At 64.0% G+C, this 23,148-nt stretch carries 20 protein-coding genes; 9 read left to right on the forward strand and 11 right to left on the reverse strand.

The genetic code is table 11. The features are described from left to right. The first annotated feature begins 151 nt into the window (after positions 1-151). Both ACEOAC_RS18880 and ACEOAC_RS18885 read left to right on the forward strand, forming a co-directional pair. Positions 152-1,483 carry an MFS transporter gene (locus ACEOAC_RS18880; protein WP_413445771.1) on the forward strand — a complete coding sequence of 444 codons (1,332 nt, stop codon included), beginning with the start codon at positions 152-154 and terminating at the stop codon, positions 1,481-1,483. 52 nt (positions 1,484-1,535) lie between these two features. Next, the gene (locus ACEOAC_RS18885; protein WP_413628512.1) at positions 1,536-2,843 is read left to right on the forward strand and encodes a gallate dioxygenase; all 1,308 of its coding nucleotides are present in this window, start codon (positions 1,536-1,538) and stop codon (positions 2,841-2,843) included. 105 nt (positions 2,844-2,948) lie between these two features. Here ACEOAC_RS18885 and ACEOAC_RS18890 read toward each other — a convergent pair whose 3' ends face one another. The 9 genes from ACEOAC_RS18890 to ACEOAC_RS18930 all read right to left on the reverse strand — a co-directional run bounded on the left by ACEOAC_RS18890 (position 2,949) and on the right by ACEOAC_RS18930 (position 12,755). Further along, entirely contained in the window at positions 2,949-3,725 is a 777-nt protein-coding gene (locus tag ACEOAC_RS18890; RefSeq protein ID WP_413445628.1) for a class II aldolase/adducin family protein, read from the reverse strand. A 358-nt stretch (positions 3,726-4,083) separates the two neighbouring features. Next, complete coding sequence (locus tag ACEOAC_RS18895; protein WP_413628513.1) at positions 4,084-5,148, reverse strand: ketopantoate reductase family protein; 1,065 nt, start codon at positions 5,146-5,148, stop codon at positions 4,084-4,086. A 22-nt stretch (positions 5,149-5,170) separates the two neighbouring features. Then, entirely contained in the window at positions 5,171-5,920 is a 750-nt protein-coding gene (locus tag ACEOAC_RS18900) for an ABC transporter ATP-binding protein (RefSeq protein ID WP_102661226.1), read from the reverse strand. Further along, complete coding sequence (locus ACEOAC_RS18905) at positions 5,910-7,772, reverse strand: ABC transporter permease subunit (RefSeq protein ID WP_234295829.1); 1,863 nt, start codon at positions 7,770-7,772, stop codon at positions 5,910-5,912. Before ACEOAC_RS18905 ends, ACEOAC_RS18900 begins: the two co-directional genes overlap by 11 nt. Beyond that, positions 7,769-8,803: a branched-chain amino acid ABC transporter permease gene (locus ACEOAC_RS18910; protein ID WP_006463240.1), complete on the reverse strand. Its 1,035-nt coding sequence runs from the start codon at positions 8,801-8,803 to the stop codon at positions 7,769-7,771. Before ACEOAC_RS18910 ends, ACEOAC_RS18905 begins: the two co-directional genes overlap by 4 nt. Positions 8,804-9,145: 342 nt before the next feature. Continuing rightward, positions 9,146-10,309 carry an ABC transporter substrate-binding protein gene (locus tag ACEOAC_RS18915; protein ID WP_006463241.1) on the reverse strand — a complete coding sequence of 388 codons (1,164 nt, stop codon included), beginning with the start codon at positions 10,307-10,309 and terminating at the stop codon, positions 9,146-9,148. Positions 10,310-10,405: 96 nt separating this feature from the next. Further along, entirely contained in the window at positions 10,406-11,149 is a 744-nt protein-coding gene (locus ACEOAC_RS18920; protein WP_006463242.1) for an SDR family NAD(P)-dependent oxidoreductase, read from the reverse strand. Between the two features lie 2 nt (positions 11,150-11,151). After that, a complete protein-coding gene (locus ACEOAC_RS18925) occupies positions 11,152-11,523 on the reverse strand; it encodes a hypothetical protein (RefSeq protein WP_413445233.1) in 372 nt (123 codons plus the stop codon). A 71-nt stretch (positions 11,524-11,594) separates the two neighbouring features. Further along, positions 11,595-12,755, reverse strand: a complete 1,161-nt coding sequence (locus ACEOAC_RS18930) for an acyl-CoA dehydrogenase family protein (RefSeq protein ID WP_413445232.1) — start codon at positions 12,753-12,755, stop codon at positions 11,595-11,597. Positions 12,756-12,909: 154 nt separating this feature from the next. On the opposite strand from ACEOAC_RS18930, the gene ACEOAC_RS18935 reads away from it, so the two are divergent. Then, positions 12,910-14,487 (forward strand): ATP-binding protein, encoded by a 1,578-nt coding sequence (locus ACEOAC_RS18935; RefSeq protein ID WP_413445231.1) that lies wholly within the window; start codon positions 12,910-12,912, stop codon positions 14,485-14,487. A 299-nt stretch (positions 14,488-14,786) separates the two neighbouring features. Continuing rightward, entirely contained in the window at positions 14,787-15,845 is a 1,059-nt protein-coding gene (locus tag ACEOAC_RS18940; protein ID WP_006463246.1) for a porin, read from the forward strand. Positions 15,846-15,976: 131 nt separating this feature from the next. Here the strand turns inward: ACEOAC_RS18940 and ACEOAC_RS18945 are convergent, their stop codons facing one another. After that, positions 15,977-16,906, reverse strand: coding sequence for a LysR family transcriptional regulator (locus ACEOAC_RS18945; RefSeq protein WP_006463247.1), 930 nt, complete (start codon positions 16,904-16,906; stop codon positions 15,977-15,979). Between the two features lie 389 nt (positions 16,907-17,295). Here ACEOAC_RS18945 and ACEOAC_RS18950 point away from each other — a divergent pair, with 389 nt between their 5' ends. From ACEOAC_RS18950 to ACEOAC_RS18965, 4 genes are all read left to right on the forward strand, one after another. Then, positions 17,296-18,459 (forward strand): amidase family protein, encoded by a 1,164-nt coding sequence (locus ACEOAC_RS18950; protein ID WP_182994190.1) that lies wholly within the window; start codon positions 17,296-17,298, stop codon positions 18,457-18,459. 78 nt (positions 18,460-18,537) lie between these two features. Then, the gene (locus ACEOAC_RS18955; RefSeq protein ID WP_234295823.1) at positions 18,538-19,824 is read left to right on the forward strand and encodes an aromatic ring-hydroxylating oxygenase subunit alpha; all 1,287 of its coding nucleotides are present in this window, start codon (positions 18,538-18,540) and stop codon (positions 19,822-19,824) included. A 5-nt stretch (positions 19,825-19,829) separates the two neighbouring features. Continuing rightward, on the forward strand, positions 19,830-20,330 hold the full coding sequence (locus ACEOAC_RS18960) for an aromatic-ring-hydroxylating dioxygenase subunit beta (RefSeq protein ID WP_413444455.1): 501 nt from the start codon (positions 19,830-19,832) through the stop codon (positions 20,328-20,330). A 68-nt stretch (positions 20,331-20,398) separates the two neighbouring features. After that, positions 20,399-21,367: a PDR/VanB family oxidoreductase gene (locus ACEOAC_RS18965; protein WP_413444456.1), complete on the forward strand. Its 969-nt coding sequence runs from the start codon at positions 20,399-20,401 to the stop codon at positions 21,365-21,367. Positions 21,368-21,570: 203 nt separating this feature from the next. Here the strand turns inward: ACEOAC_RS18965 and hpaC are convergent, their stop codons facing one another. Further along, on the reverse strand, positions 21,571-22,146 hold the full coding sequence (hpaC, locus tag ACEOAC_RS18970) for a 4-hydroxyphenylacetate 3-monooxygenase, reductase component (RefSeq protein ID WP_039877080.1): 576 nt from the start codon (positions 22,144-22,146) through the stop codon (positions 21,571-21,573). Positions 22,147-22,462: 316 nt separating this feature from the next. On the opposite strand from hpaC, the gene ACEOAC_RS18975 reads away from it, so the two are divergent. Continuing rightward, positions 22,463-23,095: a response regulator transcription factor gene (locus ACEOAC_RS18975; RefSeq protein ID WP_180670179.1), complete on the forward strand. Its 633-nt coding sequence runs from the start codon at positions 22,463-22,465 to the stop codon at positions 23,093-23,095. The last annotated feature ends 53 nt before the right edge of the window (positions 23,096-23,148 follow it).

Raw genomic sequence — 23,148 nt, forward strand, 5'->3', positions numbered from 1 at the left:
TCAGGTAGCCGAAAGCAATACTCGTCCAAACGCCCCGCCGTACACTGCTTGCCATGTCGAAGCAGGTTTGTTGCGCTTCGACCTGCCTCTTTCCAGCCGCGTAACCATAAACCGGCGCTTTCCAATAATTCGACATCACGACGGAGACTTAATGAATACAGCACAATCGCTGGACGTGCGTTCGCACATCAATGCACGCAAGATGTCCGGCTACCAATGGCTCTTGCTGGTGCTTTGCTTCCTGATCGTGGCCACCGACGGCATGGACGTGGCCATCATGGGCTTCCTGGCCCCGGGCATCACCAAGGAATGGGGCATCTCGCGAGCCGCCTTCGGTGTGGTCATGAGTGCCGCGCCCATTGGCCTGGCCATCGGCGCGCTGCTGGTGGGTCCGCTGTCGGACCGCTACGGCCGCAAGAAGCTGTTGATGACGGCGGTAGCCTGGTTCGGCGTGTGCAGCCTGGCCTGTGCCGCCGCGCAGGATGTGGTGACGCTGTCGGCGCTGCGCTTCCTGACCGGACTGGGTCTGGGTGCGGCCATGCCCAATGCCACCACCCTGCTCTCGGAATACGTCCCGGAGCGCTCGCGCAGCACCTTGCTGGCGATCATGTTCACCGGCTTCAACCTGGGTTCGGCCCTGGTCGGCTTCCTGGCCGCAGCCTTGCTGCCCGACCATGGCTGGCGCACCGTACTCATGGTGGGCGGCGCCATCCCGCTGGTGTGCCTGCCCTTCTACCTGTGGCTGGTGCCGGAGTCGGCGCGCTTCATGGTGGTCCGCAACTACCCCGCTGATCGCATCGCCCGCACCCTGGCGCGTGTCTGTGGCGGTGAGTTCGCCGCCGGCCAGAGCTTCTGCGTGAGCGAACCGCAGGTCAAGAGCACCCAGCCGGGCAAGGTGCTGCTCTCGGATCATTATCGCAAGACCACGCTGTCGCTGTGGGGTACCTACTTCATGGGCCTGCTGGTGATCTACCTGCTGTCCGGCTGGCTGCCCACCCTGATCAAGGACGCCGGCCTGCCCATCGAGAAGGCCGCCAGCATCACCGCCCTGTTCCAGCTCGGCGGCACCGTCGGGGCGCTGGTGGTAGGCTACCTCATGGACCGCTGGTCGCCCAGTCGTGCCATTGCCGCGGCCTACATCTCGGGTGCGGTGTTCATCCTGCTGCTGGCCTCGGGCAGCGTGCAGTCGGGCATGTTCGCGGCCTATGTGTTGCTGGCGGGCTTTTGCATGAGCGGGGCGCAGACCGGCCTGAACGCCTTCGCCCCTTCCTGCTACCCGACCGCGGTGCGGGCCACCGGGGTGTCGTGGATGCTGGGCGTTGGTCGCTTCGGCAGCATCCTGGGCTCGTTTGCCGGCGGCGTGCTGCTGTCCATGGGCTGGGGTTTCGGGGCGGTCATCGCCATCCTGGCGGTACCCGCCACACTGGCCGCACTCATCATCGTATTCATCCAGCTGGGCCAACGGCCGGCCGCCGCAGTTTGATCAGTCAGCGGAACAAGACATACCGGATTCATCTGAAACAGGAATAGATTTCATGGCCAACATCGTCGGCGCCATCGCCACCTCACATACCCCCACCATCGGCTTCGCGCTCGATGCCAACAAGCAGCACGACCAGGTCTGGGCGCCCATCTTCAAGGCCTACGAACCGGTACAGCAGTGGCTCAAGGAAAAGCAGCCGGATGTGTTGCTGGTGGTCTACAACGACCATGTGACCTCCTTCTTCTTCGACCACTACTCGGCCTTTGCGCTGGGCGTGGACGACCAGTACCAGGTCGCCGACGAAGGCGGCGGCGCCCGCAAGCTGCCGCCGGTGGGCGGCCATGCGGCACTGGCGCGCCACATCGGCAGCTCGCTCATGGCCGATGAATTCGACATGTCCTTCTTCCAGCAAAAGCCGCTGGACCATGGCTGCTTCTCGCCGCTGTCGATGCTGTGGGAACACCAGGACGGCTGGCCCGGCCAGATCATCCCGCTACAGGTGGGCGTGCTGCAGTTCCCGGTACCGACCGCGCGTCGCTGCTACAAGCTGGGCCAGGGCCTGCGTCGCGCCATCGAAAGCTATCCGGAAGACCTGGACGTGGTCATCGTTGCCACCGGTGGCCTGTCGCACCAGGTGCATGGCGAGCGTGCCGGCTTCAACAACACGCCCTGGGACCACCAGTTCCTGGACCTGCTGCAGCACGATCCCGAGGCACTGACCCGCCTGACCCACGCCGAACTGGCCACCCTGGGCGGACTGGAAAGCGCCGAAGTCATCATGTGGCTCATCATGCGCGGCGCCATGCCGGCCGGTGTGAACTGCCTGCACCGCGAGTACTACCTGCCCTCGATGACCGGCATCGCCGTCGCAGTCTATGAGCCCGCCGTGACGGCTGAGGCCGCCCTGCAAGCTGCCGAGATGGAGCGCCACCGCAGTCATATCGCCACCCAGCTGGACGGCATCGAGAAACTGGCCGGCACCTATCCCTTCACCCTGGAGACCAGCAACCGGCGCTACCGCATCAACCGCTATCTGCACCAGTTGATCCAGCCGGCCTTCCGTGAACGCTTCCTGGCCGATCCCGAGGCCACCTTCGAAGAGGCCGGCCTGTCGGTCGAGGAACGGGACATGATCGGCCGCCGCGACTGGCAGGCCATGATCCGCTATGGCGTGATCTTCTTCCTGCTGGAGAAGATGGGTGCGGTGGTGGGCGTGTCCAACCTGCACATCTATGCGGCCATGCGCGGCCAGTCGCTGGAAGACTTCCAGAAGACCCGCAATGCGCCGGGGGCGCTGTATTCGGTAGCGGGTGCCGCCACCGACCGTGCCGCCAACTGGGACAAGACCGGCACGCGTTGATTGCTGCGCCACTGTCAAAAAAAAGTCGCGCCGTCCTCCCGGACCGGCGCGATTTTTTTCATTGATCCATTGCAGTGGTGAATGCTCGTAATGCTCAGCCTGCCATCACTTCACCGCGTAGACCGCCTTCAACATCTTGCGCACGATAGCCTCGAAGAAGATCACCGCAAAGCCGTCATTGCGGATCAGTTGCTGGGTCAGGTCGGCGCACTTCTGGCGCACGCCGTCCGGCAACTGCTGGTCTTCGCCGCTCATGGCACGGCCCGCCACCTGGATTTCGGCGGCGCGCTGTACCGTCCACAGCAGGAAGAAGGCGCGTTCGATATCACTCTCGCACACTGCCACGCCGTGGTTGCGCAGGACCAGGATGTGCTTCTGGCCCAGGCTTTGCAGCATGCGCTCCTTTTCTTCCGCGAAGAGCGTGATGCCTTCGAACTCGTGATAACCGATGCGGCCGAACAATTGCGCGCCGTAGAAGTCGTTATGCTCGAAACCGCTCTTCTTCATGGTCACCGCCGAGATCGGCGTGGTGTGTGTGTGGATCACGCAGCGCAGGTCGTCACGCGCCCCGTGGATGGCGCTGTGCAGGGCGAAGCCGGCCGGGTTGGCCTTGTAGTCGGATGGCTCTGCCAGTTGCCCGTCCAGACCGACTTTCAACAGGTTGGCCGGGGTGACTTCGTTGTAGTTCAGGGCAAAGGGATTGACCAGGTAGTGATGCTCCGGCCCCGGTACCCGCACCGAGATGTGGTTGAAGATCATCTCGGTCCAGCCCAGGTAATCGACCAGGCGATAACAGTGGGCCAACTGGATGCGCAGCGCCCATTCCTGGTCGCTGCAGTGGGCCGGCTTATCTGCGCCGTAGCTGTATTGCATGATATTCATTGATGGAACTCCTTGATCGAAAACGACGTTCTCTGAAAATAGCGAGGACCGTTCGGACTGAGTAGGTCCGCAGGACCGTATCGAAGGCGCGGCCATCGTCAATGCGTCAGTGCGTCTTCGATACGCCGCTGCGCGGCTACTCAGTCCGAACGGTAGCCGGGGAATTCGCGCTCACGCTGAAGCATCTTCGATACGCCGCTGCGTGGCTACTCAGTCCGGACGGTAGCCGGGGAATTTCCGCTCACGCTGAAGCATCTTCGATACACCGCTGCGCGGCTACTCAGTCCGAACGGTAGCGAGGGACTCCCGTTCACGCTGAAGCGTCTACTCGGCCCGGACGGTAGCCGGGGATTCCCGCTCACGCTGCCTTGGCGGCAGGCAGCGGGTTGTTGTCTTGCTGCGCCCTCTGCTGCCGCGCCGCCTCGCCCCGGAACCGCGCCAGCGACACGATGGCGCTGGTGATCGGCATGGGGATGGCAAAACGCTCGGCCATCTCCAGCACCGCATCGCCGATGGCCGCCAGTTCCAGCGGTCGGCCGCGTTCCAGGTCCTGCAGCATGGAAGTGCGGAAGGCGCCCATGGCTTCGCCCAGTTGCAGGAAGGTGAGCGGATCGATATCCACCCGCGCTCCGTAACTGGAGGCCACCAGCAGCGTCTCGCGCATGATCTGGCTGACCACCTCGCGTAGCTCCGGCAGGCCATACAACTGCTCCAGCGTGCCTTGTGTGATGACCGACAGCGGATTGGTACTGATGTTGGCGATGATCTTGGTCCACAGCTTGTCGCGGATGCGGTCGGTGGCGCGGGCCTCGATGCCGGCTGCCTCGACGGCCGCCCTTACCCGCAGCAGGCGCTCGCTCATCTCGCCGGAGGGCTCGCCCAATACCATCAGGTGGGGGTTCACCGAACGGATCACGCCCGGGCTCTCCACCTCGGCCGTGATGAAGAGCACGCTGCCGATCAGTTGCGCCAGCGGCACGGCGCGGAACAGCGCCCCATCCGGATCGACCGCCTTGACGGTCTCGCCATCGAAGCGCCCGCCCTCGCGGTGGAAATACCACCAGGGCACGCCATTGTTGGTAGGGATCACCACCGTCTCGCTGCCCACCAGGGGCGCGATCTGCGGCAACAGGGCTGACATGTCCTGACTCTTGGCGCACAAAAAGATCACGTCCTGGATACCGAAGGACGGCTGATCGTCGGCCGCCGGACGGGCGTGCGCGGTGCCGTGCAGGTCGTGCAAGGTCAGGCCGCCCTCGCGGATGGCCTGCAGCGTCTGGCCACGCGCCAGCACGCTGACCTGGTGGCCAGCCGCCGACAGGCGCACCGCCAGGGTGCCGCCGATGGCGCCGGCGCCGGCGATGCAGATACGCAGCGGTACCGGGGAAGTGGAAACGGTCGTGTCTGCAGGGTCGTTACTCATGGCATGGGCTCAACAAGAATTTTCAACCGGCCAGCTTGTCCTGGTGCTTGCCGGACAAGCCCAGGTAAGCCTCGATCACGCGGCGGTCATGGGCCAGCTGGCTGGCCGGGCCGTGCATGCGGATTTCGCCGTTTTCCAGCACGTAGCCATAGTCGGCCACCTGCAAGGCGGCGCGGGCGTTCTGCTCCACCAGCAGGATGGAAACGCCGCGCCGGCGCAGTTCGGCGATGATGCGGAAGATCTCGCGCACGATCAGTGGCGCCAGTCCCAGGCTGGGTTCATCCAGCATCAGCAGGCGCGGCTTGGCCATCAGAGCGCGGCCCACCGCCAGCATCTGGCGTTCGCCACCGGAGAGCGTGCCGGCGTGCTGGGTGCGCCGTTCACGCAGGCGCGGGAAGAGCGTGTAGACCTCTTCCAGCGTGGCCGCGTGGTCGCGCTGCCCCGTGCGGTAGCGCTGGAAGGCGCCCAGCATGAGGTTGTCCTCGATGTTCATCTCGGCGAAGAGTTCGCGTTTCTCCGGTACCAGGGTCATGCCGGCGGCGACCATGTCTTCCACTTCCGGGGAATGGCGGATCACGCCATCGAAGGCCATCGCCCCGCGCGAGGGCAGCACGCCCATGATGGCCGAGAGCAGCGTGGTCTTGCCGGCGCCATTGGGGCCGATGACGGTGACGATCTTGCCCTGCTCCACCGACAGGTCGATGCCGGAGAGGACCTGCACCCGCCCGTAGGCGGCCGACAGGTCGCGGACTTCCAATACCTTATTGCCCATGGTGTGCTCCTGCCGCCAGCGCGGTGTCGGGAATCGCCTCTTCATCGGCCGCGCCCAGATAGGCTTCCAGCACGGCGGGGTTGTTCTGGATCTCTTCGGGCAGGCCTTCGGCAATCTTCTGGCCGAAGTCCATCACCACGATGCGGTCCACCAGTTCCATGACGAAGTCCATGTCGTGTTCCACCAGCAGGATGGCCATGCCCTCGCTGCGCAGCTTGCGCAACAGGTCACCCAGGGCCTGCTTCTCGCCCAGACGCAGGCCGGCAGCCGGTTCGTCCAGCAGCAACAGGCAAGGGTCGGCCGCCAGGGCACGGGCGATTTCGAGGATGCGTTGCTGGCCCAGCGAGAGCGAGCCGGCCTGCTCGTACATCTGTGCCTTCAGGCCGACGCGTTCGATCTGGCGAGCGGCTTCGGCCAGGATGCGCGCTTCTTCCTGGCGGTCCAGGCGTAGCATCGAGGCCAGCACGCCGCGCTGGCCGCGCAGGTAGGCACCGATGGCCACGTTCTCCAGCACCGTCATGCGCGACATCAGTCGTACGTGCTGGAAGCTGCGGCTCATGCCCAGCCCGGCGATGTGGCGCGAGCCACGGCCGGTCACTTCATGGCCGCGGAACTGCACGCTGCCCGAGGTCGGCGTATCCACGCCGGAAATCTGGTTGAACAGGGTCGACTTGCCGGCGCCATTGGGGCCGATCAGGGCCAGCACTTCACCGGCCATGACCTTCAGGCTCATGTCGTTGTTGGCCACCAGTCCGCCGAACTTGCGGGTGACGTTGCGCACGTCCAGCACCACCTCGTGAGCAGCCGGCATGGCGCGACGCGGCAGCGCCTCGGCCTGGGGATCGATCTGCAGGCGGCGCGTACGCACCGGTACCAGGCGCGCCAGGTAAGGCCAGACGCCATCACGCGAGCGCTGCAGCAGCACCACGATCAGGAGGCCGAAGACGATGGTCTCGAAGTTGCCCGAGCGACCCAGCAGCACCGGCAGGATGCCCTGCAACCATTCCTTGAGGACCACGATCAGGGCCGAGCCCAGCACTGCACCCCACACATGGCTGGCACCACCGAGCACGGCCATGAACAGGTAGTCGATGCCGAAGCCCAGGCCGAACGGCGACGGGTTCACGAAGCGCTGCATGTGCACGTACAGCCAGCCCGAGAGTGCTGCCAGCACCGCCGCAATGACGAACACCACGATGCGCATGCGGGCTGTATTGATGCCCATGGCTTCGGCCATGACGATGCCGCCCTTGAGGGCACGGATGGCGCGACCTTCACGCGAATCCAGCAGATTGTTCAGGGCCGCCACGCCCAGCAGCACGGCCACCCAGATCAGGCCGAACATGGCGCGGTCCGAGGCCAGCGGTACACCGAACAGGGCGATGGAGGGGATGCCGGACATGCCGGTCTGCCCCCCCATGCTCTCCAGCGTGCCGAAGATGAAATACAGGCTGATACCCCAGGCGATGGTACCCAGCGGCAAGTAGTGGCCGGACAGCTTGAGCGTGACGCTGCCCACCGCCAGCGCCAGCAGCGCCGTCAGGACCAGGGCCACCACCAGCGCCACCCAGGGCGATTGCATCCACAGCAGCGCATCGGGCAGCGGCAGCACCTTGGCCGACAACGCAGCCGAAATATAGGCACCCAGGCCGACAAAGGCGGCCTGGCCGAAACTGGTCAGGCCGGCCACGCCGGTCAGCAGCACCAGTCCCAGCACCACCAGCGAGGCCAGGCCGATGTTGTTGAGCAGGGTCATGTAGAACGGTGGCAGTACGAACGGCGCCACTGCCATCAGGACCACGAAGATCGCCAGTGCGGCCCTGGAAGAGAGGCGGGAGGAAGTCGCTTTCATTCTTCTTCCTCCACATGACGGGTGGAGAGGGAACGCCATAACAGGATGGGGATGATCAGCACGAAGACGATGATTTCCTTGTAGGCGCTGGCCCAGAAGGTGGAGAAGGATTCGATCAGGCCGATGGCCAGCGCGCCCACCGCGGCGACCGGATAGCTGACCAGTCCGCCGATGATGGAACCGACGAAGCCCTTGAGGCTGATCAGGAAACCGGAGTCATAGTAGATCGTGGTGATAGGCGCGATCAGCACGCCCGACATCACCCCGATCAAGGAGGCCAGCAGGAACATGGCCTTGCCGGCAAAGACCGGCGAGATGCCCATGAGCCGCGCACCCATGCGATTGAGGGCGGCGGCGCGCAGGGCCTTGCCATACAGGGTGCGTTCGAACATCAGGAACAGGCCCACGATCAGCAGCAGCGACACGCAGATCACCCACAGCGCCTGGCTGGAGAAACGGAAGCTGCCGACCTCCAGCGCGGCCTCGGTGAAGGGTGCGGTACGCGCGCCCTCGGGGCCGAACACCAGCAGCGCCACGCCCACCAGCGCCACGTGCACGGCGATGGAGACGATCAGCAACACCAGCGGCGAGGCGCTGGCGATGGGCTGGAAGGCCATGCGGTACATCAGCGGCCCCATCGGTACCAGCAGCAGCAGGGTCATCAGGACCTGTACCAGCATGGGCATGGTGGTGAAGTTGACCGACAGCGCCACGCCGGCCACCACGGCCGCATAGACCAGCTTGGCCGGCAGCCACAGGCTGGGGCGGCGACGGCTGCTGCGCCACATGTCGTAGAGATCGAAGACACAGGCGCCCAGGCACATGGCCACCAGCAGCCAGGCCACCGTCAGCGGTTGGCCGTTTTGCATCATGCCCATGGTGAGCGCACCAAAGGAGACGAATTCGCCCTGCGGTATCAGCAGGATGCGGGTGACGGTGAAGACCAGGACGATGGACAGCGCCAGCAGCGCATAGATGGCGCCGTTGGTGATGCCGTCCTGTCCCAGGAGCGCCACGATTTGGAGATTCATTGCGACTTCCTTGTGGAGCCGGCGCGCTGCGATCCAGCCAGCAACGACGCGCCAGGTTCGGGATACGTGTGGAGGTGGAGAACTCCGCCAGTCGCACTGACAAAGCTCAGTGCACCTGGCGAAATGAGTACATCTTTTTTTTTAAACCATCTGCTGATCCATCTCACCACCGTTCGGACTGAGTAGGCCCTTTGAGGGCCGTATCGAAGGCGTGCCGACGGCGATGCCGACAGTCCCTGCCCCTGTCCCCTGCCCCCCCGGCAGGCGGGCCTTCGATACGCGGCGTTGCCGCTACTCAGGACGAATGGTCAGGTGATGCGCAAACACCTTCAGGGCCGTCTCCTATTTCAACAGGGTCCAGTTGCCGCCCTTGACGGTGATCAGCTCGCGGCCGCGTTCGTCGAAGCCGCTATGGTCGGCCGGGCTCATGTTGTAGACGCCCTGGGTGCCCACCACTTCCTTGGTGTTTTCCAGTGCATCACGCAGGGCGGCGCGGAATTCCTTGCTGCCCGGCTTGGCCTTCTTGGCGGCGACGGGGATGGCTTTTTCCAGCAGCAGGCCGGCGTCATAGACGTTGGCACCGAAGGTGGCGGGCACCGTGTTGTACATCTTCTTGTAGGCCTCGATGTACTCGGTGGCGACCTTCTTGGACGGGTTGCTGTCGGCGATCTCCGGCAGCACCAGCATTAGGCTGGCGGCGAGGATGGTGCCTTCCACCTTGTTCTTGCCCAGTTGCAGAAAGGCCGGCAGCGCCGCGCCGTGGGTCTGGTACAGCTTGCCCTTGTAGCCCTGGTCGAACAGCGTGGTCTGCGGCAGCACGGTGGCCGCACCCGGGGCGGCCACCAGCACGGCATCCGGATTAGCGGCGATGATCTTCAAGGTCTGCGCGGTGACCGAGGTGTCGGTGCGCTGGTAGCGCTCGTTGGCGACGATCTTGATGCCATTCTTGCCGGCCAGTTCGGTGAAGACCTTGGCCCAGTTCTCGCCGAAGGGATCATTGACGGCGATGAAGCCGGCGGTCTTGACCTTGGTCTTGACCATCTGGTCCACCAGGGCCTTGGCGATCAGGTCATCGTTCTGGGTGGTCTTGAAGACCCACTTCTTCGGTTCGGTCATCGGCAGCACCACGGCGGCCGTGCCGACCGGCGCCAGCATCGGTACCCCGGCTTCGGCGACAAACGAGATCACGCCCATGGCATTGGGCGAACCGCTGGGGCCGATGATGGCATCGACGTTGTATTCGGAAATGAGCTTCTTGATTTCGGTGACCGACTTGGTCGGATCACTGGCATCGTCCAGCGAGATGTACTCGACCTTGAGGTCGCCGATCTTGGTGGGCAGCAGCGGCACCGTGTTCTTCTGCGGAATACCCACCAGCGAGACCGGCCCGGTGGAGGAGGTCACGACCCCGATCTTGACCTGTGCGAAAGCGGGATTGCCGGCGAGGCTGGCGATGGTACCGAAGGCGGCCAGCGCGGCCGTGGCAATCAAGCGTTTGTGCAGCATGTGTTTCTCCCTTGGTGGTTGAGATGATGGCGGGCTTCCCCACTCCGCCATCGATCTGAGGACAGCAATGTGACATCAAAGCAGGGACGACGTCTGTCAACGCATGTACAGACCGCCGTTGATATCGAGGCAGGCACCGGTGGCCGATCCTGCTTCGGGCGAGGCCAGCAGCAGCACCGCATCGGCTATGAAATCCGGTTCGCCCAGGCTCTTGACCGGGATGGTGGCGATGGTCGCAGCCAGTTTGTCGGCCGGGACGATTTCACGCACGATGGGCAGGTCCAGCGGACCGGGCGAGATGGCGTTCACCGTCACGCCGGCCCCGGCCAGCTCGCGTGCAAACACCTTGGTCAGCGTGAGCACGGCGCCCTTGGCGGCCGCATAGTGCGCGCCGGTGGCGGTGCCGCCGTTCTGCCCGGCCAGCGAGGCGATGTTGATGATGCGACCGTAGCCACGCTCTGCGAAGCGCTTGCCGAACACCTGGCATGCAAGAAATGTGCCCTTCATGTTGATGGCGGTGACCTCGTCCCACTCCTCGGGAGTGATCTCCATCAGTGCCGCCACGCGCGAGCGGCCGGCATTGTTGACCAGCACCGCCGCGCCGCCCCAGCGCAATTCGATGGCGTCGCAGGCAGCGATGAAGTCGGGCTTGCGCCGCACGTCCAGCGCCAGCGGCATGGCCGTGGCGCCGCTGGCGTCCAGGCTGGCAGCCACGGCCGAGACGTGCTCCAGGTCGATATCCGACAGCGCCACCTTGTAGCCGGCAGCGTGCATCTTGCGGGCGATGCTTTCACCGAGGCCGCGCGCGGCACCGGTGACCAGGGCAATCTTCTTGTCCATGCTCAGGCGCCCTGGATGATCAGTGCACGGCCGACGCGGGCTTCGATCTTGCCGTACTTCCAGAGGCGATGTTCACCCACCATGGTGGTGCGGAACAGGTTGCAGGCGGCCACCACCGTATCCAGATCGACCACGTCGGCCATGATGTAGAAGGTCCAGGGCGCGTCGTCGGACTTGCCGACCATGAGGCGGTCGTCATCCATGGTGCCCAATACCTTGATGCCCTCCATGGTGGCCAGCGCGGTCATCATCTGGCCATAGGCTTGCCAGACCGGACCGGTATCTGTGGCGGGCAGGTCGAAGAAGTTCTGCGTCACGCCGACGCAGAAGAGAACGCGCAGTGGTTCTTTATCATTGCTTGGGATTTGGCTCATGGAGGCTCCGGGCTGAAAACTTGGCGATCAAAAAATGGCGTATGCGTATGCAACAGGGGCAAGGGTGGGCTTCACAGGAAACCCGGCATCGGCGGCACGCCCAGCGTGACCGCACCGGCACCGTCATAGATGCCCTCGCCCAGGAAGGCGTGCTGCTTGACCACGGCAGCGTCGCGCAGGTAACGCTGCAAGGGATGGTTGCTGTAGATGGCGGTGGTCCCTGCCAGACCGAACATGGCTTGCACCACCTCGTTGCCAACCTTGGCGATCTCTACTGCGGTCAGGCGCAGCAGGCTCACCTGTTCGGGCGTGACGGGATTGCCGGCGAGGATGGATTCCCATACCTCGCTGGTGGCGTCATACAGGAAGGCGCGCGCCGAACGCAGCCTGGCTTCGGCCTTGGCCACCTCGATGCGCACATACGAACGGTCGGCCAGCTTGGGCGCGCCGGTGATGGCCACGCGGCCACCGGACATCTGGTTGATCTCGTCGATGGCGGCACGACCCACGCCGAGGTTGACCACCGCCAGCACCTGCGCGGCATAGGCGATGGTGGGATAACGGTACAACGGCTCATCGATGGTAGGAACGCCGCCACGGATGAAGGTCCACTCTTCCGGCACGAATTGCTGGCTGACCTTGAGGTCGTGGCTGCCGGTGCCGAGCAGGCCCATGACGTCCCAGTTGTCGACGATCTCGACCTGGTCCGGCGGCAGCACCGCAGTGCGCGGCTTGGAGCCGGCCTGGCCGGGGACGGCCGCGCCGATACCCACGCCCAGCATGTCGGCACCCTTGCTGCCGCTGGCGAACTTCCAGGTGCCGTTGACCATCCAGCCGCCCTCGACCTGGGTCGCCGGCTGGATCGGGAACAGGCCGCCTGCAAAGGTCAGGTCGGGGCTGTTGGCGTAGAGCTTGGCCTGGGTGTCCTTGGGCAGGGCCGCCAGGTAGACCGAGGCCGAGCCGAAGCTGGCGACCCAGCCGACCGAGCCATCGGCTTCGGAAATACGTTCCACCAGCTGCAGGAAGGCCATCGGCGTCATGCCGCTGCCACCGAAGCATTGCGGGGTGGCGGCGCGATAGACACCGACCTTCTTCAACTGCGCGATGAAATCCTTGGGCACGAAACGCTGGGCCGCGAACTCCTCGCGGCGTGCGCGGATCTCCGCCAGCAGCGGCGTGAGCGCGTCTTCTTCACGGGCCGCCAGCGCGGCCGGGTTTTCCATCACGGACATTGCATTCTCCAGGTGGCTTGCATCAGAATGAAGTCGAGTGTAGGGAGCGGCGTTTCCCGGTTCAATCGGGACCGCTGCAGCTTTTTTAGGGGATGAGGAGAAGGCCACTAAAGAAAACCCCTAGAGATCACCCCCGATGACCAGCGAGAGACCGATGCCAGACCACCCTGCTCCCATGCCACAGGACGGCGCACAAGACGGCGCACAGAACGCCGCACAGGACGACGCCATCCGCTTCGGCCTGGATGACTTCCGTCGCATGATGGATGCGCTGCCCATGTGCATCATCCTGCATGACGCCCAGACCAAGTCCATCCTCTGGGCCAATCCCTCGGCCTGCAAGGTGCTCGGTTTCACCCTGGAAGAGCTGCTGCCGCTGAAGGCGCCCGACATGAGCCGCCAGTCGCACGAATACCGCCGCGAGATCGGCCGCAAGTGGCTGCATGACGCCGTGCTCCACGGCAGCAACATGGTCGAGTGGTGCTATCGCGCCAAGAACGGTGACGAGATCATGTCGGAGGCCATCGCCACCCTGGTGCCGCTGAACGAGCGTGACGTGATCATGGTGCAGTTCCGCGATATCGCCCGCGAGGAACAGATACGGCGCGAGATGAAGAAGCTGGAGAGCCGTCTCAAGGAATTCATGCAGGATTCCGACGAGGGCGTGGCGGTACTGCGCGCCGATGGCGGCATCGAATACCTGAGCGATGCCGGGCGCAAGCTGCTGGGGGTGCGACCGGGCCAGAACCCGCCCAAGAATTTTGTCGAGCAGTGCCTGCCGGAATCGCGCGATGAACTGCTGGAACTGCTGACCCTGGCGCTGCCGGACGCGATCAGCTTCCCGTTGCGCTACCAAGTGGCGCGCAAGGATGGGCTGGTGCGCTGGCACCATGCGGTCTGCCGCTATATCGAGATCGAGAACGACCTCAAGGGCCATCTGCTGCACTTCCGCGACATCACCGAGCAGGTCGAGGCCGAGGAGGCCCGGCGGCGCGACCAGGCCGCGCTGGAATACCTGGCCCGCCACAATGCCATGGGCGAGATGGCCACCGCGATTGCCCACGAACTGTCGCAGCCGCTGGCGGCGATCCGCAACTTCCTCGAAGGTTCGGTACTGCGCCTGCAGCAGAACGAGGCCCTGCGCCCGCATGCCGGGCAGATCGTCTGGGGCCTGGAGAGCGCCGGCCGCCAGGTCGATCATGCCGCCACCATCATCAAGAGCGTGCGCGAATACGTGGTGCGGCTGGAACAAAGCGAAGCCCTGATCGACCTCAACGCGGTGCTGGAGGAAGTACGCTGGTTCATCGAGATGAAGGCCGCCGAGGGCAAGGTGCATCTACAATTCGCGCCCTGCGAGGAGCCACTGATGGTCAGCTGCGAAAAGGTCCTGATCGGCCAGGTGGTCCTGAACCTGGCCTTCAATGCCATCGAAGAAATGGTCGAGTTCCCCGAAGGTGCCAGGCACGTGCGCATCAGTACCCGGCGCAGCGCCGGCAATGCGCTGCTGACGGTGGCCGACGAAGGACGCGGCATCGATGCCGGCCATCGGGAGCGACTGTTCGACGGCTTCTTTTCCTCCAAGGTCAGCGGCAATGGCATCGGCCTGGCGCTGTGCAAGAACATCATTGCCCGCCATCGCGGTGATATCTGGGCGCAACCCGGGGAAGTCGATGGAGAAGTGCGCGGGACGCGCTTCTGTTTCACGCTTCCGTTGGCCGAACACCACAACTAAAGATTCCTTTATGCCCTTCCTCCGACGCGCCGCATTGGTGATCGGGCGCACTCGCATGGGGAGGTCATGCATGAATCGGCCATGAAAGCGGTGTTTCATGCACCGGATTCGAGAGTACACCGCTTATCGGAGCCATGCATGAATCGGGCTTATTCCATCTATCCGGCGCATCAATTTGATCTCGCGCAAAAGCGCTTCCTATGATGGGGGCACATGACGAAATGTCATGCACTCCACCGGTCCTCGTTCAGGGACGAGACCGCGACATCACACAGCAACACCACAGGGAGCCTTGTCACATGAAGAAGAAACTACTGGTCGCCGCCATGCTCGCGGCCGGCACGGGGATGGCGCATGCGCAGAGCAGCGTCTCCATCTACGGCCTGATCGATCTGGGTCTGACCTATTACTCCAACGCGGTCAAGACCGGCGGCGGTGGCGCTTCGCTGCTGCGCATGGATAGCGGCATCGCCCAGGGCAGCCGCATCGGCTTCAAGGGGACCGAAGACCTGGGTGGTGGCCTCAACGCCTTCTTCACCCTGGAAACCGGCTTCGGCGCCGATGACGGCAGCCTGGGCCAGGGCGGCCTGCTGTTCGGTCGCCAGTCCTTCGTCGGCCTGGGCAGCAAGGACTGGGGCTCGGTCAGCGTGGGTCGCCAATACGACTTCATGGCCAACCTCGGTGGCCAGTACGCCATGGGCGCACTGTCGCCGGCCGGTTCCTTCGGCTGGGGCCTGCACGCCGATGCGGCGCACGGCACGGCATTGAACAACCACATCTATGCCGGTGACCGTACCAACAACTCGATCAAGTACAACAGCGCCAAGTTCAGCGGCTTCAGCTTCGGTGCCATGTACGGCTTCGGCGAAGTGGCTGGCGACAACACCGCCAACCGCACCCTGAGCGCCACCGGCCAGTACGACAACGGCCCCTTCAGCAGCGCCCTGGCCTACACCGACATCAAGAACGCCACCGGCACCGCCTCGACCCGCATGTACGGTCTCGGCGCGCGCTACCAGATCGGCGCCTTCACGCCCTTCGGCGTGATCACCCAGGTCAAGAACACCGGCACCAATGCCAAGGCCACCACCTATGAACTGGGTACGGTCTATGCATTGACGGCGCTGTGGGACCTGGCGGCCGCCTACCAGTTCCAGAGCCGCAACCAGGGCGTGGGCAATGCCCAGGCGCTGGTGGCCACGGTCGACTACAAGATCTCCAAGCGTACCGACCTGTACCTGGGCGCCGTGTATGACCGCGACAAGGGCTACAACGCCTATCCGGTCTTCGGCGGCGGCATCCAGTCCTCGACCGGCAACCAGACCGGCGTGCGACTGGGCATGCGTCATCGCTTCTGAGTCACGCCACGCTATTGATGGCTTGAGGAAGGGAGGGCCGCTGTCGACATCCGGCGGTCCTCCCGCACGCAGGAGAGAACGGCCCGTCGCTCTGGCGGGCCTTCTGCATTACGGCCGAGGTATCGGCAGCTTCAGCTGCTGCGGCCGTAGCTCTGCAGCATGTCGATGACGATCTGGCGCAGCCAGCCGTTGCCGGCATCGGCATCGAAGGCCTGGTGCCAGTGCAGGGTGATGTCCACGGTGGGCAGCTTCACCGGCAGTTCGTAGGAGAGGAAGACGTCCGGATGTTCGCTATGGAACAGCTTGGCGATGCGCGCCGGCACGGTGGCCACCAGATCGGATTTGCCGAGGATGCGCGGCAGCACCGTGAAGTGCGGAATGGACAGGTTGATCTTGCGCTGCACGCCCAGCGTGCGGAAGGAATTCTCGACCTGATGGTGGCTGCTTTCGGCCGACTCCACCAGCACGTGCGAGAGCGCCAGGAATTCGTCCAGCTCCAGATGATCGCGTGCGGGCAGCCCTTCACGACGACGCATCATGCAGACATAGGTTTCGCGGAACAGCAATTCATGGCAGGTCACCGCCTTCAGGGCCGGCAGGTTGCCGAAGGCGAAGTCGAGCTGGCCGGTACGCAGTGCCTCTTCCAGATGGGCCGGGGGCACCTGCTCCACCTGCAGCCGGGTATGCGGTGCCTGGGCCGTCAACAGTTCGCACAGTTGCGGCAGGAACATCATCTCGGCGACGTCGGTCATGGAGGCGCGAAACACCCGGGTGCTGGCTGCGGGATCGAAGCGCTCGGTATAACGCAGCGCATCCTGCACCGCCTGCAGGGCGCGATTGATGGGCTTGGACAGTTCCACCGCAGCCGGGGTGGGTTGCATGCCCTCCTTGGTGCGGATGAACAGCGGGTCATCGAAGATCTGCCGCAGCCGCCCCAGCGCATAGCTCACGGCCGGCTGCGACAGGTGCAGGCGATTGCCGGCCAGGGTCAGGCTGCGCTCATCGGCGATCGCCTGGAAGACCCGCAGCAGGTTCAGGTCCATGTTGTTGAAGGTGGCCATGGCAGTCTCCGGTGTAGCCCGTGAGGGCAGAAAAACGCGAATGAACGTGCAGTGGCAGGCGACCGACAAATATCCATGCCACTTATGTGAAAAATATTTTACATCAATTTGATCTATTTTAAGGCGACTTTTAAAATGCATCGCATCAGCCAAGGAAACCGCCTGCATCCAGCGCCCGACGACCATCGTCAGCCTGCACGGCACCATTTGAATGGATGCACCATGACACCTCAGCCAGCCGCTTCTCAGCCCGTTTCTCAGCCCGTTTCTCAGCCCGCATGCCTGCCCGCTTTCCAGCCCGCATGCCAGCCCCTGCGCAAGCGCACCGGCAATGCCGCCCTGGCGGTCCTGCAGCAGCAGGCCGCCATTGCCTGCCTGGGAGCGGCGGGATGAGCGAGCGCACCGTACCCGGCACCGGCCACGCCCTGCTCTCGCGCTTTCATCTGGGCGGCAGCGGCCCCACGGTCGCCATCAAGGATTGCATCGACATCGCCGGCCAGCCCACCTGTGGCGGCAGTGCCGCCTTGGCCGACGCACCGCCGGCGGCGCGCCACGCCGAGGTCGTGCAGCGACTGCTGGACGACGGCTGGCAGATCACCGCCCGCGCCAACATGCACGAACTGGCCTATGGCATGACCGGCATCAATGACTGGAACGGCACAGCGGTCAATCCGCAGGATGCGACCCGCATGACCGGTGGTTCTTCCAGCGGTTCGGCCTCGGCGGTCGGCGCCGGCCTGGTGGACCTGTCCATCGGCAGCGACACCGGTGGCTCGATCCGCCTGCCAGCTGCCTGCTGCGGCGTGACCGGTTTCAAACCCAGCTTCGGCCGCGTCAGCCGCGCCGGTGCCTATCCCGCCCACAGCACCCTGGATTGCGTGGGACCATTTGCCCGCAGCATGGATCTGATCATCAGCGCCATGGCCAGCATCGCCCCCGACTTCGACCGCAACGCAGCACAGGCACCGGCCGCCGATGCCCGCGTGAGACTGGTGACGGTACAGGCCGATGCCGACATCGCCGCCGCCGTGCAGGCGGCCTTCGCCGCCAGCGGCTGGCGCGGCACGCCCTGGACCTCGCAGCATATGCAGGCCGCCTTCGAGGCCGGCATGACCCTCATCAACCGCGAGACCCATGCCGCCTTCGGCCACCTGCTGGGCCGCGGCAAACTGGGGGCCGATATCGAGAAACGCCTGTCGGCCGCCGCCACCACCAGCGATGCCGCAGTGGTCCATGCCGAAGAAGTGCGCGCCGCCTTCAGCGCCGAAGTCGACGCCGCCCTGGCCGATGCCGACGCCCTGCTGCTGCCCACCCTGCCGGCCCTGCCACCGACGCTGGAGGCCATTGCGCAAGGCGCCTCGGTGCTGACGCTGTCCTCGCTGGTGCGCCCCTTCAACCTGTCCGGCCATCCGGCACTGACGATTCCCGTCCCGATTGCCGGCAGCCCGCTCAAGGCTGGCCTGCAACTGGTCGGCCGCAAGGGCGAGGACGAACGCATCTGCGCCCTCGGCCTGCACCTGGAACAGGTACTGCGACGACACGTCACCCCATGAACACACCATGAGCAGCATGACCCGCGCCCGCGACGATCAACACCGACAACGACTGCAAGCAAGCCACTGGAGAACGCAATGAACGCACCACTACGCTTCCACCCGCGCAAGACCGAGTCATCCCATGCCGATCTGGTACAGGATGCGATGGTCGATCCGGCGCTCTATACCGACCCTGCCATCTTCGAAGCCGAGATGGACAAGATCTTCTACAAGACCTGGATCTGGGTCGGCCATGAAAGCGAGATCAAGAACCCGGGCGACTTCAAGACCGCACAGATCGGCCGCCAGCCGGTGATCGTGGTGCGCGACAAGACCGGCAAGATCAACGTGCTGGAGAACCGCTGCCGTCATCGCGGCGCCACCGTCTGCGAAAAGCACAAGGGCAATGCCACCGGCTTCACCTGCCCCTATCACAGCTGGTCCTATGCCCTGGACGGCAAGCTGCGCGGCCTGCCCTATCCGGAAGGCTATGAAGACGTCATCGAAAAGGCCGACCTGCCGCTGCAGAGCCTGCGCGTGGACAGCTATAACGGCATGATCTTCGCCTCCTTCAACCAGGAAGTGGAACCGCTGTCGGACTTCCTGGGCCACGCCAAGAAGTGGATCGACCTGTTCATGAAGCAGGGCGCCGGCTTCCCCATCAAGGTGCAGGGCGAGCACAAGTTCAGCTTCAAGGGCAACTGGAAGATCCAGCTGGAAAACACCACCGACGGCTATCACTTCCCGGTGGTGCACAAGACCTTCCTGTCCTCGGTGGATGAAGAAACTTCCGAGATGCTCTCCTTCATGACCGACGACCAGTCCATCACCCGCTCGCTGGGCAATGGCCACAGCGTCATGATCATGGTGCCGGAACACGTGGACCTGGATGTCGACGATGGCAGCGAACAGCTGCAGGAGCGCTTCGCCCATGTCGTCGAGGAACTGTCCAAGACCATGCCGCCGGAACAGGTGCGCCGCATCGTGCGTTCGCTGCACGGCGCCGGCTTCAACCTGAACCTGTTCCCCAATGTGGCGATGTCGATGTCCTTCTTCCGCGTGCTGCATCCGGTGTCCGTGGGCGAGACCCAGATCCGTCACGTGGCCCTGGGCATGGATGGCGGCCCCGAGATTGCCAACCGCGAACGCCTGCGCATCCACGAACACTTCCAGGGCCCGTTCGGCTTCGGCAGTCCCGACGATGCCGAAGCCTGGGAGCGCGTGCAAAGCGGCTCGTACGCGGGTCGCAATGCACCGATCCTGGTCAACCGCGGCCTGAACCGCGAATGGGTGGACGACAACGGCGACAAGGTGTCGCACTCGACCGATGAAACCGGCATGCGCGAAGCCTATGCCATGTGGAAAAAGATGATGGAGAAGTGATCAACATGAGCCAACAAGACAACCTTCAAGGCATCCCCGCGCAAATGGCCCGGGCCATCGCCTTCATCTGGAAAGAGGCCGAACTGCTGGACCGCAAGGACTACGCCACCTGGGAGACCCTGTGGACCGACGACGGCTACTACGTGGTGCCGATCGACCAGGAGACCACCGATTTCGCGGCCACGCTGAACTACGCCTACGACAATGCCCACATGCGCAAGATCCGTATCGAGCGCCTGACCTCGGGCCACGCGATGTCGGCGGTGGATGCGGCCGCCACCGTGCGCACGGTGTCGCGCTTCGTGCCGGTGCACCTGTCGGACGAGCTGGTGGAAATCACCTCGGCGCAGGTGCTGGTGGGCTACAAGCGCCAGCAACACACCCTGTTCGTGGCCAATGTCACGCACCGGCTGCGCTTCACGCCCCAGGGACCGAAGATCGAGCAGAAGGTAATCCGCCTGATCAACTCGATGGACAGCCTCAACGCCCTGGGCTTCCTGCTGTAAGTCCGGGTAGGCATCGCATATCGCATATTGCACATCGTCTCCAGGTAACCGAGTATTGGCACTGAAACATGAAACTGATCGTTGACCGTCTCACCGATGAAACCGGTGATATCCGTTCCTTCCGCCTGGTGCGTGCCGATGGCGCCCCGCTGCCGTCCTACGAGCCGGGGGCCCACATCGACATCACCGGGCCGACCGGGATCATGCGCCAATACTCGCTGTGCGGCCCCCTGGAAGACCAGTGCGGCTACACCATCGCCGTCAAGCGCGAGCCGGCATCACGGGGTGGTTCGGCCGCCCTGCACGATGCCGTGCAAGTGGGCATGGAACTGGAAGTGGGTACGCCGCGCAACCTCTTCGCGCTGGACGCCGGCGCCCCCGAACACCTGCTCTTCGGCGCCGGCATCGGCGTCACCCCCCTGCTGGCGATGGCCTATCGCCTGTGGGCAGAACAAAAGCCCTTCACCCTGCACTACTTCGTGCGCGCCCGCGAGCATGCGGCCTTCGCCGATCTGCTGGAGACCGCACCCTTTGCGGCACGCGTGCGCTTCCACTACGCGGTCATGCCGGCGCAGATGGAGCACTACCTCAAGGCCTGCCTGGACGCCGGCAGCCCGCAAGCCCACGTCTACACCTGCGGCCCGGCACCCTTCATGGACGCGGTGGTCAAGTGCGCCGCCGCCAACCGCAGCGACGACGCGATCCACCTGGAGCACTTCCAGGCGGTAGCGGCGCCTGCATCCGGCACCGCTTCGGCTGGCGGTGGCGATGGCGCCTTCGAGGTGAAGCTGGCCAGCTCGGGCAAGGTGGTGCAGATTCCGGTGGGCATCCCCATCGTCGACATCCTGGCGCGCGAAGGTATCAGCATCGATACCTCCTGCCGCGAAGGCATCTGCGGAACCTGCGTGGTGCCGCTGCTGGAGGGAGAACCGGATCACCGTGACAATTGCCTCTCCAAGAAGGAGAAGGCGGCTAATGACCAGATCTGCACCTGCGTCTCACGCGCCAAATCGGGAATGCTGGTGCTCGACCTTTGAGACGGGACTAACACCACCTACATCCGTTCGGACTGAGTAGCGGCAGCGCCGCGTATCGAAGACGCAGAGGTAGTCGTGCCTTCGATACGCCGCTGTGCGGCTACTCAGTCCGAACGGTTTTTTTCATGGTCCCCGAAAAGACAAATGCCGTCCGGTGCAAACACGGACGGCATCATTTCGTGGGCCGGGACAAAGAGACGGACCTACAAGGCCGTACGCTTGACCTTGTGGAACAGCCGGTTGAAATAGATCAGGCTGTCCTTCTTTTCATTGACCTTGACCTCGGCCAGCTCGACGAACATCACCGAGTGGGTGCCAACCTCCTTGAACTCGCGGATGCGGCCCTGCAGCTTCACCAGCGCATCGGCCAGCACCGGCTGGCCCAGTTCACCCTGTTCTTCCCAGATGTCCCAGGCGAAGCGCTCCTCCATCGGTACCTTGGTGGCGCCCGAGAAATGCATGGCCAGTTGTTCCAGCTCATCCGAGAGCACGTTCACGCACAGCCGGCCGTTCTTCCTGAACACCTCATGCATGGCACTGCCGCGGTTGATGCAGACCAGGATGGTCGGTGGCGTGTCGGTGACCGAGCAGACCGCGCTGGCAGTGATGCCGCAACGGCCGCCCTCGCCATCGGTGGTGATGATGGACACCGCTGCCGGCAGATGCGCCATGGCGTTACGGAATTCCAGTTGCTCCGGCGCAAGCGCGGGACGGGTCGCGGCCGTCGGTGCGGACGTGGGTGGGGTCGAATGTTCTTGTTGGACAGCATTGGCGCTCATGGAAACTCCCTGGTTTGCACGCCGATGATGCACGGCGCTCTATGACAGCAGGTTAAGACATGCCCCGGCTGCACACAATTCGTGCCACATGCCCGCGCCACAGGGGATTGCGGCTAAGCATCTAGGTAAAAATACCTAGATCGCCACCCTGGAGGGGGTGTTAAAGTGTCGCTGATCCCAAGAATTTCAGGCCTGTTTTTTGCATAAGTCAAAGCGTGCTGTTTTGATTTATGCCGACCAGCCCAGCAAGAAATCGAGAGGGTCGGAAATAGCGCCGGTGCAAGCCGGCACCATTTTGACGAGACGAGGAGTAATGATGGAAACCAACCCGCCGGTGGTCTACATCGTTGATGATGACGAAGCCGTTCGCACGTCGCTGGCCTGGCTGCTGAGCTCGGTCAATATCCGCACCGAATGCTTCGATGGCCCGGAAGCCTTTCTCAAGGCCTACGACGCCAACAGCCTGTCCTGCCTGATCTTGGATGTGCGCATGCCGGAGATCAGCGGCTTCCAGCTGCAGGATCGCCTGAAGGAAATCGGTGCCGACATTCCCGTGATCTTCGTATCCGGACATGGCGACATTCCCATGTCGGTACGCGCCCTGCACAATGGCGCGGTCGATTTCCTGGAAAAGCCCTATAACTCCCAGCAGATGCTCGAACGCATCCAGGTCACCCTGAAGAACGTGGCCGGCAACATGCAGGCCCGTGGTCGCCGCCAGCAACTGAAGGCGCGCCTGAAGACGCTGACCGTGCGTGAGCGCGAGATTCTGGAGAAGGTCATCATGGGCCAGTCCAGCAAGCTCATCGCGCGCGACCTCAACATCAGCGTCAAGACGGTGGACGTGCATCGCGCCAGCGTCAAGGACAAGCTGGGCTGCCAGAGTACCGCCACGCTGGTGCGCGACGTGCTGATGGATTTCGGGCCGGAATTTCTCAAGGCGGCCTGAGCCTCCCTGAATGATCTTAACTTGATCTGAACTTGATCTGAGCTACCGCGTAA

Source organism: Herbaspirillum frisingense (assembly GCF_047325095.1).
In the GTDB taxonomy this organism is placed as follows: Bacteria; Pseudomonadota; Gammaproteobacteria; order Burkholderiales; family Burkholderiaceae_D; genus Herbaspirillum; species Herbaspirillum frisingense.

Excerpts from the sequence above, each read along its gene's own strand:
- ACEOAC_RS18935 (WP_413445231.1), top strand. The coding sequence starts at position 12,910 with ATGCCAGACCACCCTGCTCCCATGCCACAGGACGGCGCACAAGACGGC.
- ACEOAC_RS18915 (WP_006463241.1), bottom strand. The coding sequence starts at position 10,309 with ATGCTGCACAAACGCTTGATTGCCACGGCCGCGCTGGCCGCCTTCGGT.
- ACEOAC_RS18955 (WP_234295823.1), top strand. The coding sequence starts at position 18,538 with ATGAACGCACCACTACGCTTCCACCCGCGCAAGACCGAGTCATCCCAT.
- hpaC (WP_039877080.1), bottom strand. The coding sequence starts at position 22,146 with ATGAGCGCCAATGCTGTCCAACAAGAACATTCGACCCCACCCACGTCC.
- ACEOAC_RS18925 (WP_413445233.1), bottom strand. The coding sequence starts at position 11,523 with ATGAGCCAAATCCCAAGCAATGATAAAGAACCACTGCGCGTTCTCTTC.
- ACEOAC_RS18910 (WP_006463240.1), bottom strand. The coding sequence starts at position 8,803 with ATGAATCTCCAAATCGTGGCGCTCCTGGGACAGGACGGCATCACCAAC.
- ACEOAC_RS18930 (WP_413445232.1), bottom strand. The coding sequence starts at position 12,755 with ATGTCCGTGATGGAAAACCCGGCCGCGCTGGCGGCCCGTGAAGAAGAC.
- ACEOAC_RS18920 (WP_006463242.1), bottom strand. The coding sequence starts at position 11,149 with ATGGACAAGAAGATTGCCCTGGTCACCGGTGCCGCGCGCGGCCTCGGT.
- ACEOAC_RS18905 (WP_234295829.1), bottom strand. The coding sequence starts at position 7,772 with ATGAAAGCGACTTCCTCCCGCCTCTCTTCCAGGGCCGCACTGGCGATC.
- ACEOAC_RS18950 (WP_182994190.1), top strand. The coding sequence starts at position 17,296 with ATGAGCGAGCGCACCGTACCCGGCACCGGCCACGCCCTGCTCTCGCGC.
- ACEOAC_RS18940 (WP_006463246.1), top strand. The coding sequence starts at position 14,787 with ATGAAGAAGAAACTACTGGTCGCCGCCATGCTCGCGGCCGGCACGGGG.
- ACEOAC_RS18890 (WP_413445628.1), bottom strand. The coding sequence starts at position 3,725 with ATGAATATCATGCAATACAGCTACGGCGCAGATAAGCCGGCCCACTGC.
- ACEOAC_RS18965 (WP_413444456.1), top strand. The coding sequence starts at position 20,399 with ATGAAACTGATCGTTGACCGTCTCACCGATGAAACCGGTGATATCCGT.
- ACEOAC_RS18895 (WP_413628513.1), bottom strand. The coding sequence starts at position 5,148 with ATGAGTAACGACCCTGCAGACACGACCGTTTCCACTTCCCCGGTACCG.
- ACEOAC_RS18885 (WP_413628512.1), top strand. The coding sequence starts at position 1,536 with ATGGCCAACATCGTCGGCGCCATCGCCACCTCACATACCCCCACCATC.
- ACEOAC_RS18880 (WP_413445771.1), top strand. The coding sequence starts at position 152 with ATGAATACAGCACAATCGCTGGACGTGCGTTCGCACATCAATGCACGC.
- ACEOAC_RS18975 (WP_180670179.1), top strand. The coding sequence starts at position 22,463 with ATGGAAACCAACCCGCCGGTGGTCTACATCGTTGATGATGACGAAGCC.
- ACEOAC_RS18900 (WP_102661226.1), bottom strand. The coding sequence starts at position 5,920 with ATGGGCAATAAGGTATTGGAAGTCCGCGACCTGTCGGCCGCCTACGGG.
- ACEOAC_RS18945 (WP_006463247.1), bottom strand. The coding sequence starts at position 16,906 with ATGGCCACCTTCAACAACATGGACCTGAACCTGCTGCGGGTCTTCCAG.
- ACEOAC_RS18960 (WP_413444455.1), top strand. The coding sequence starts at position 19,830 with ATGAGCCAACAAGACAACCTTCAAGGCATCCCCGCGCAAATGGCCCGG.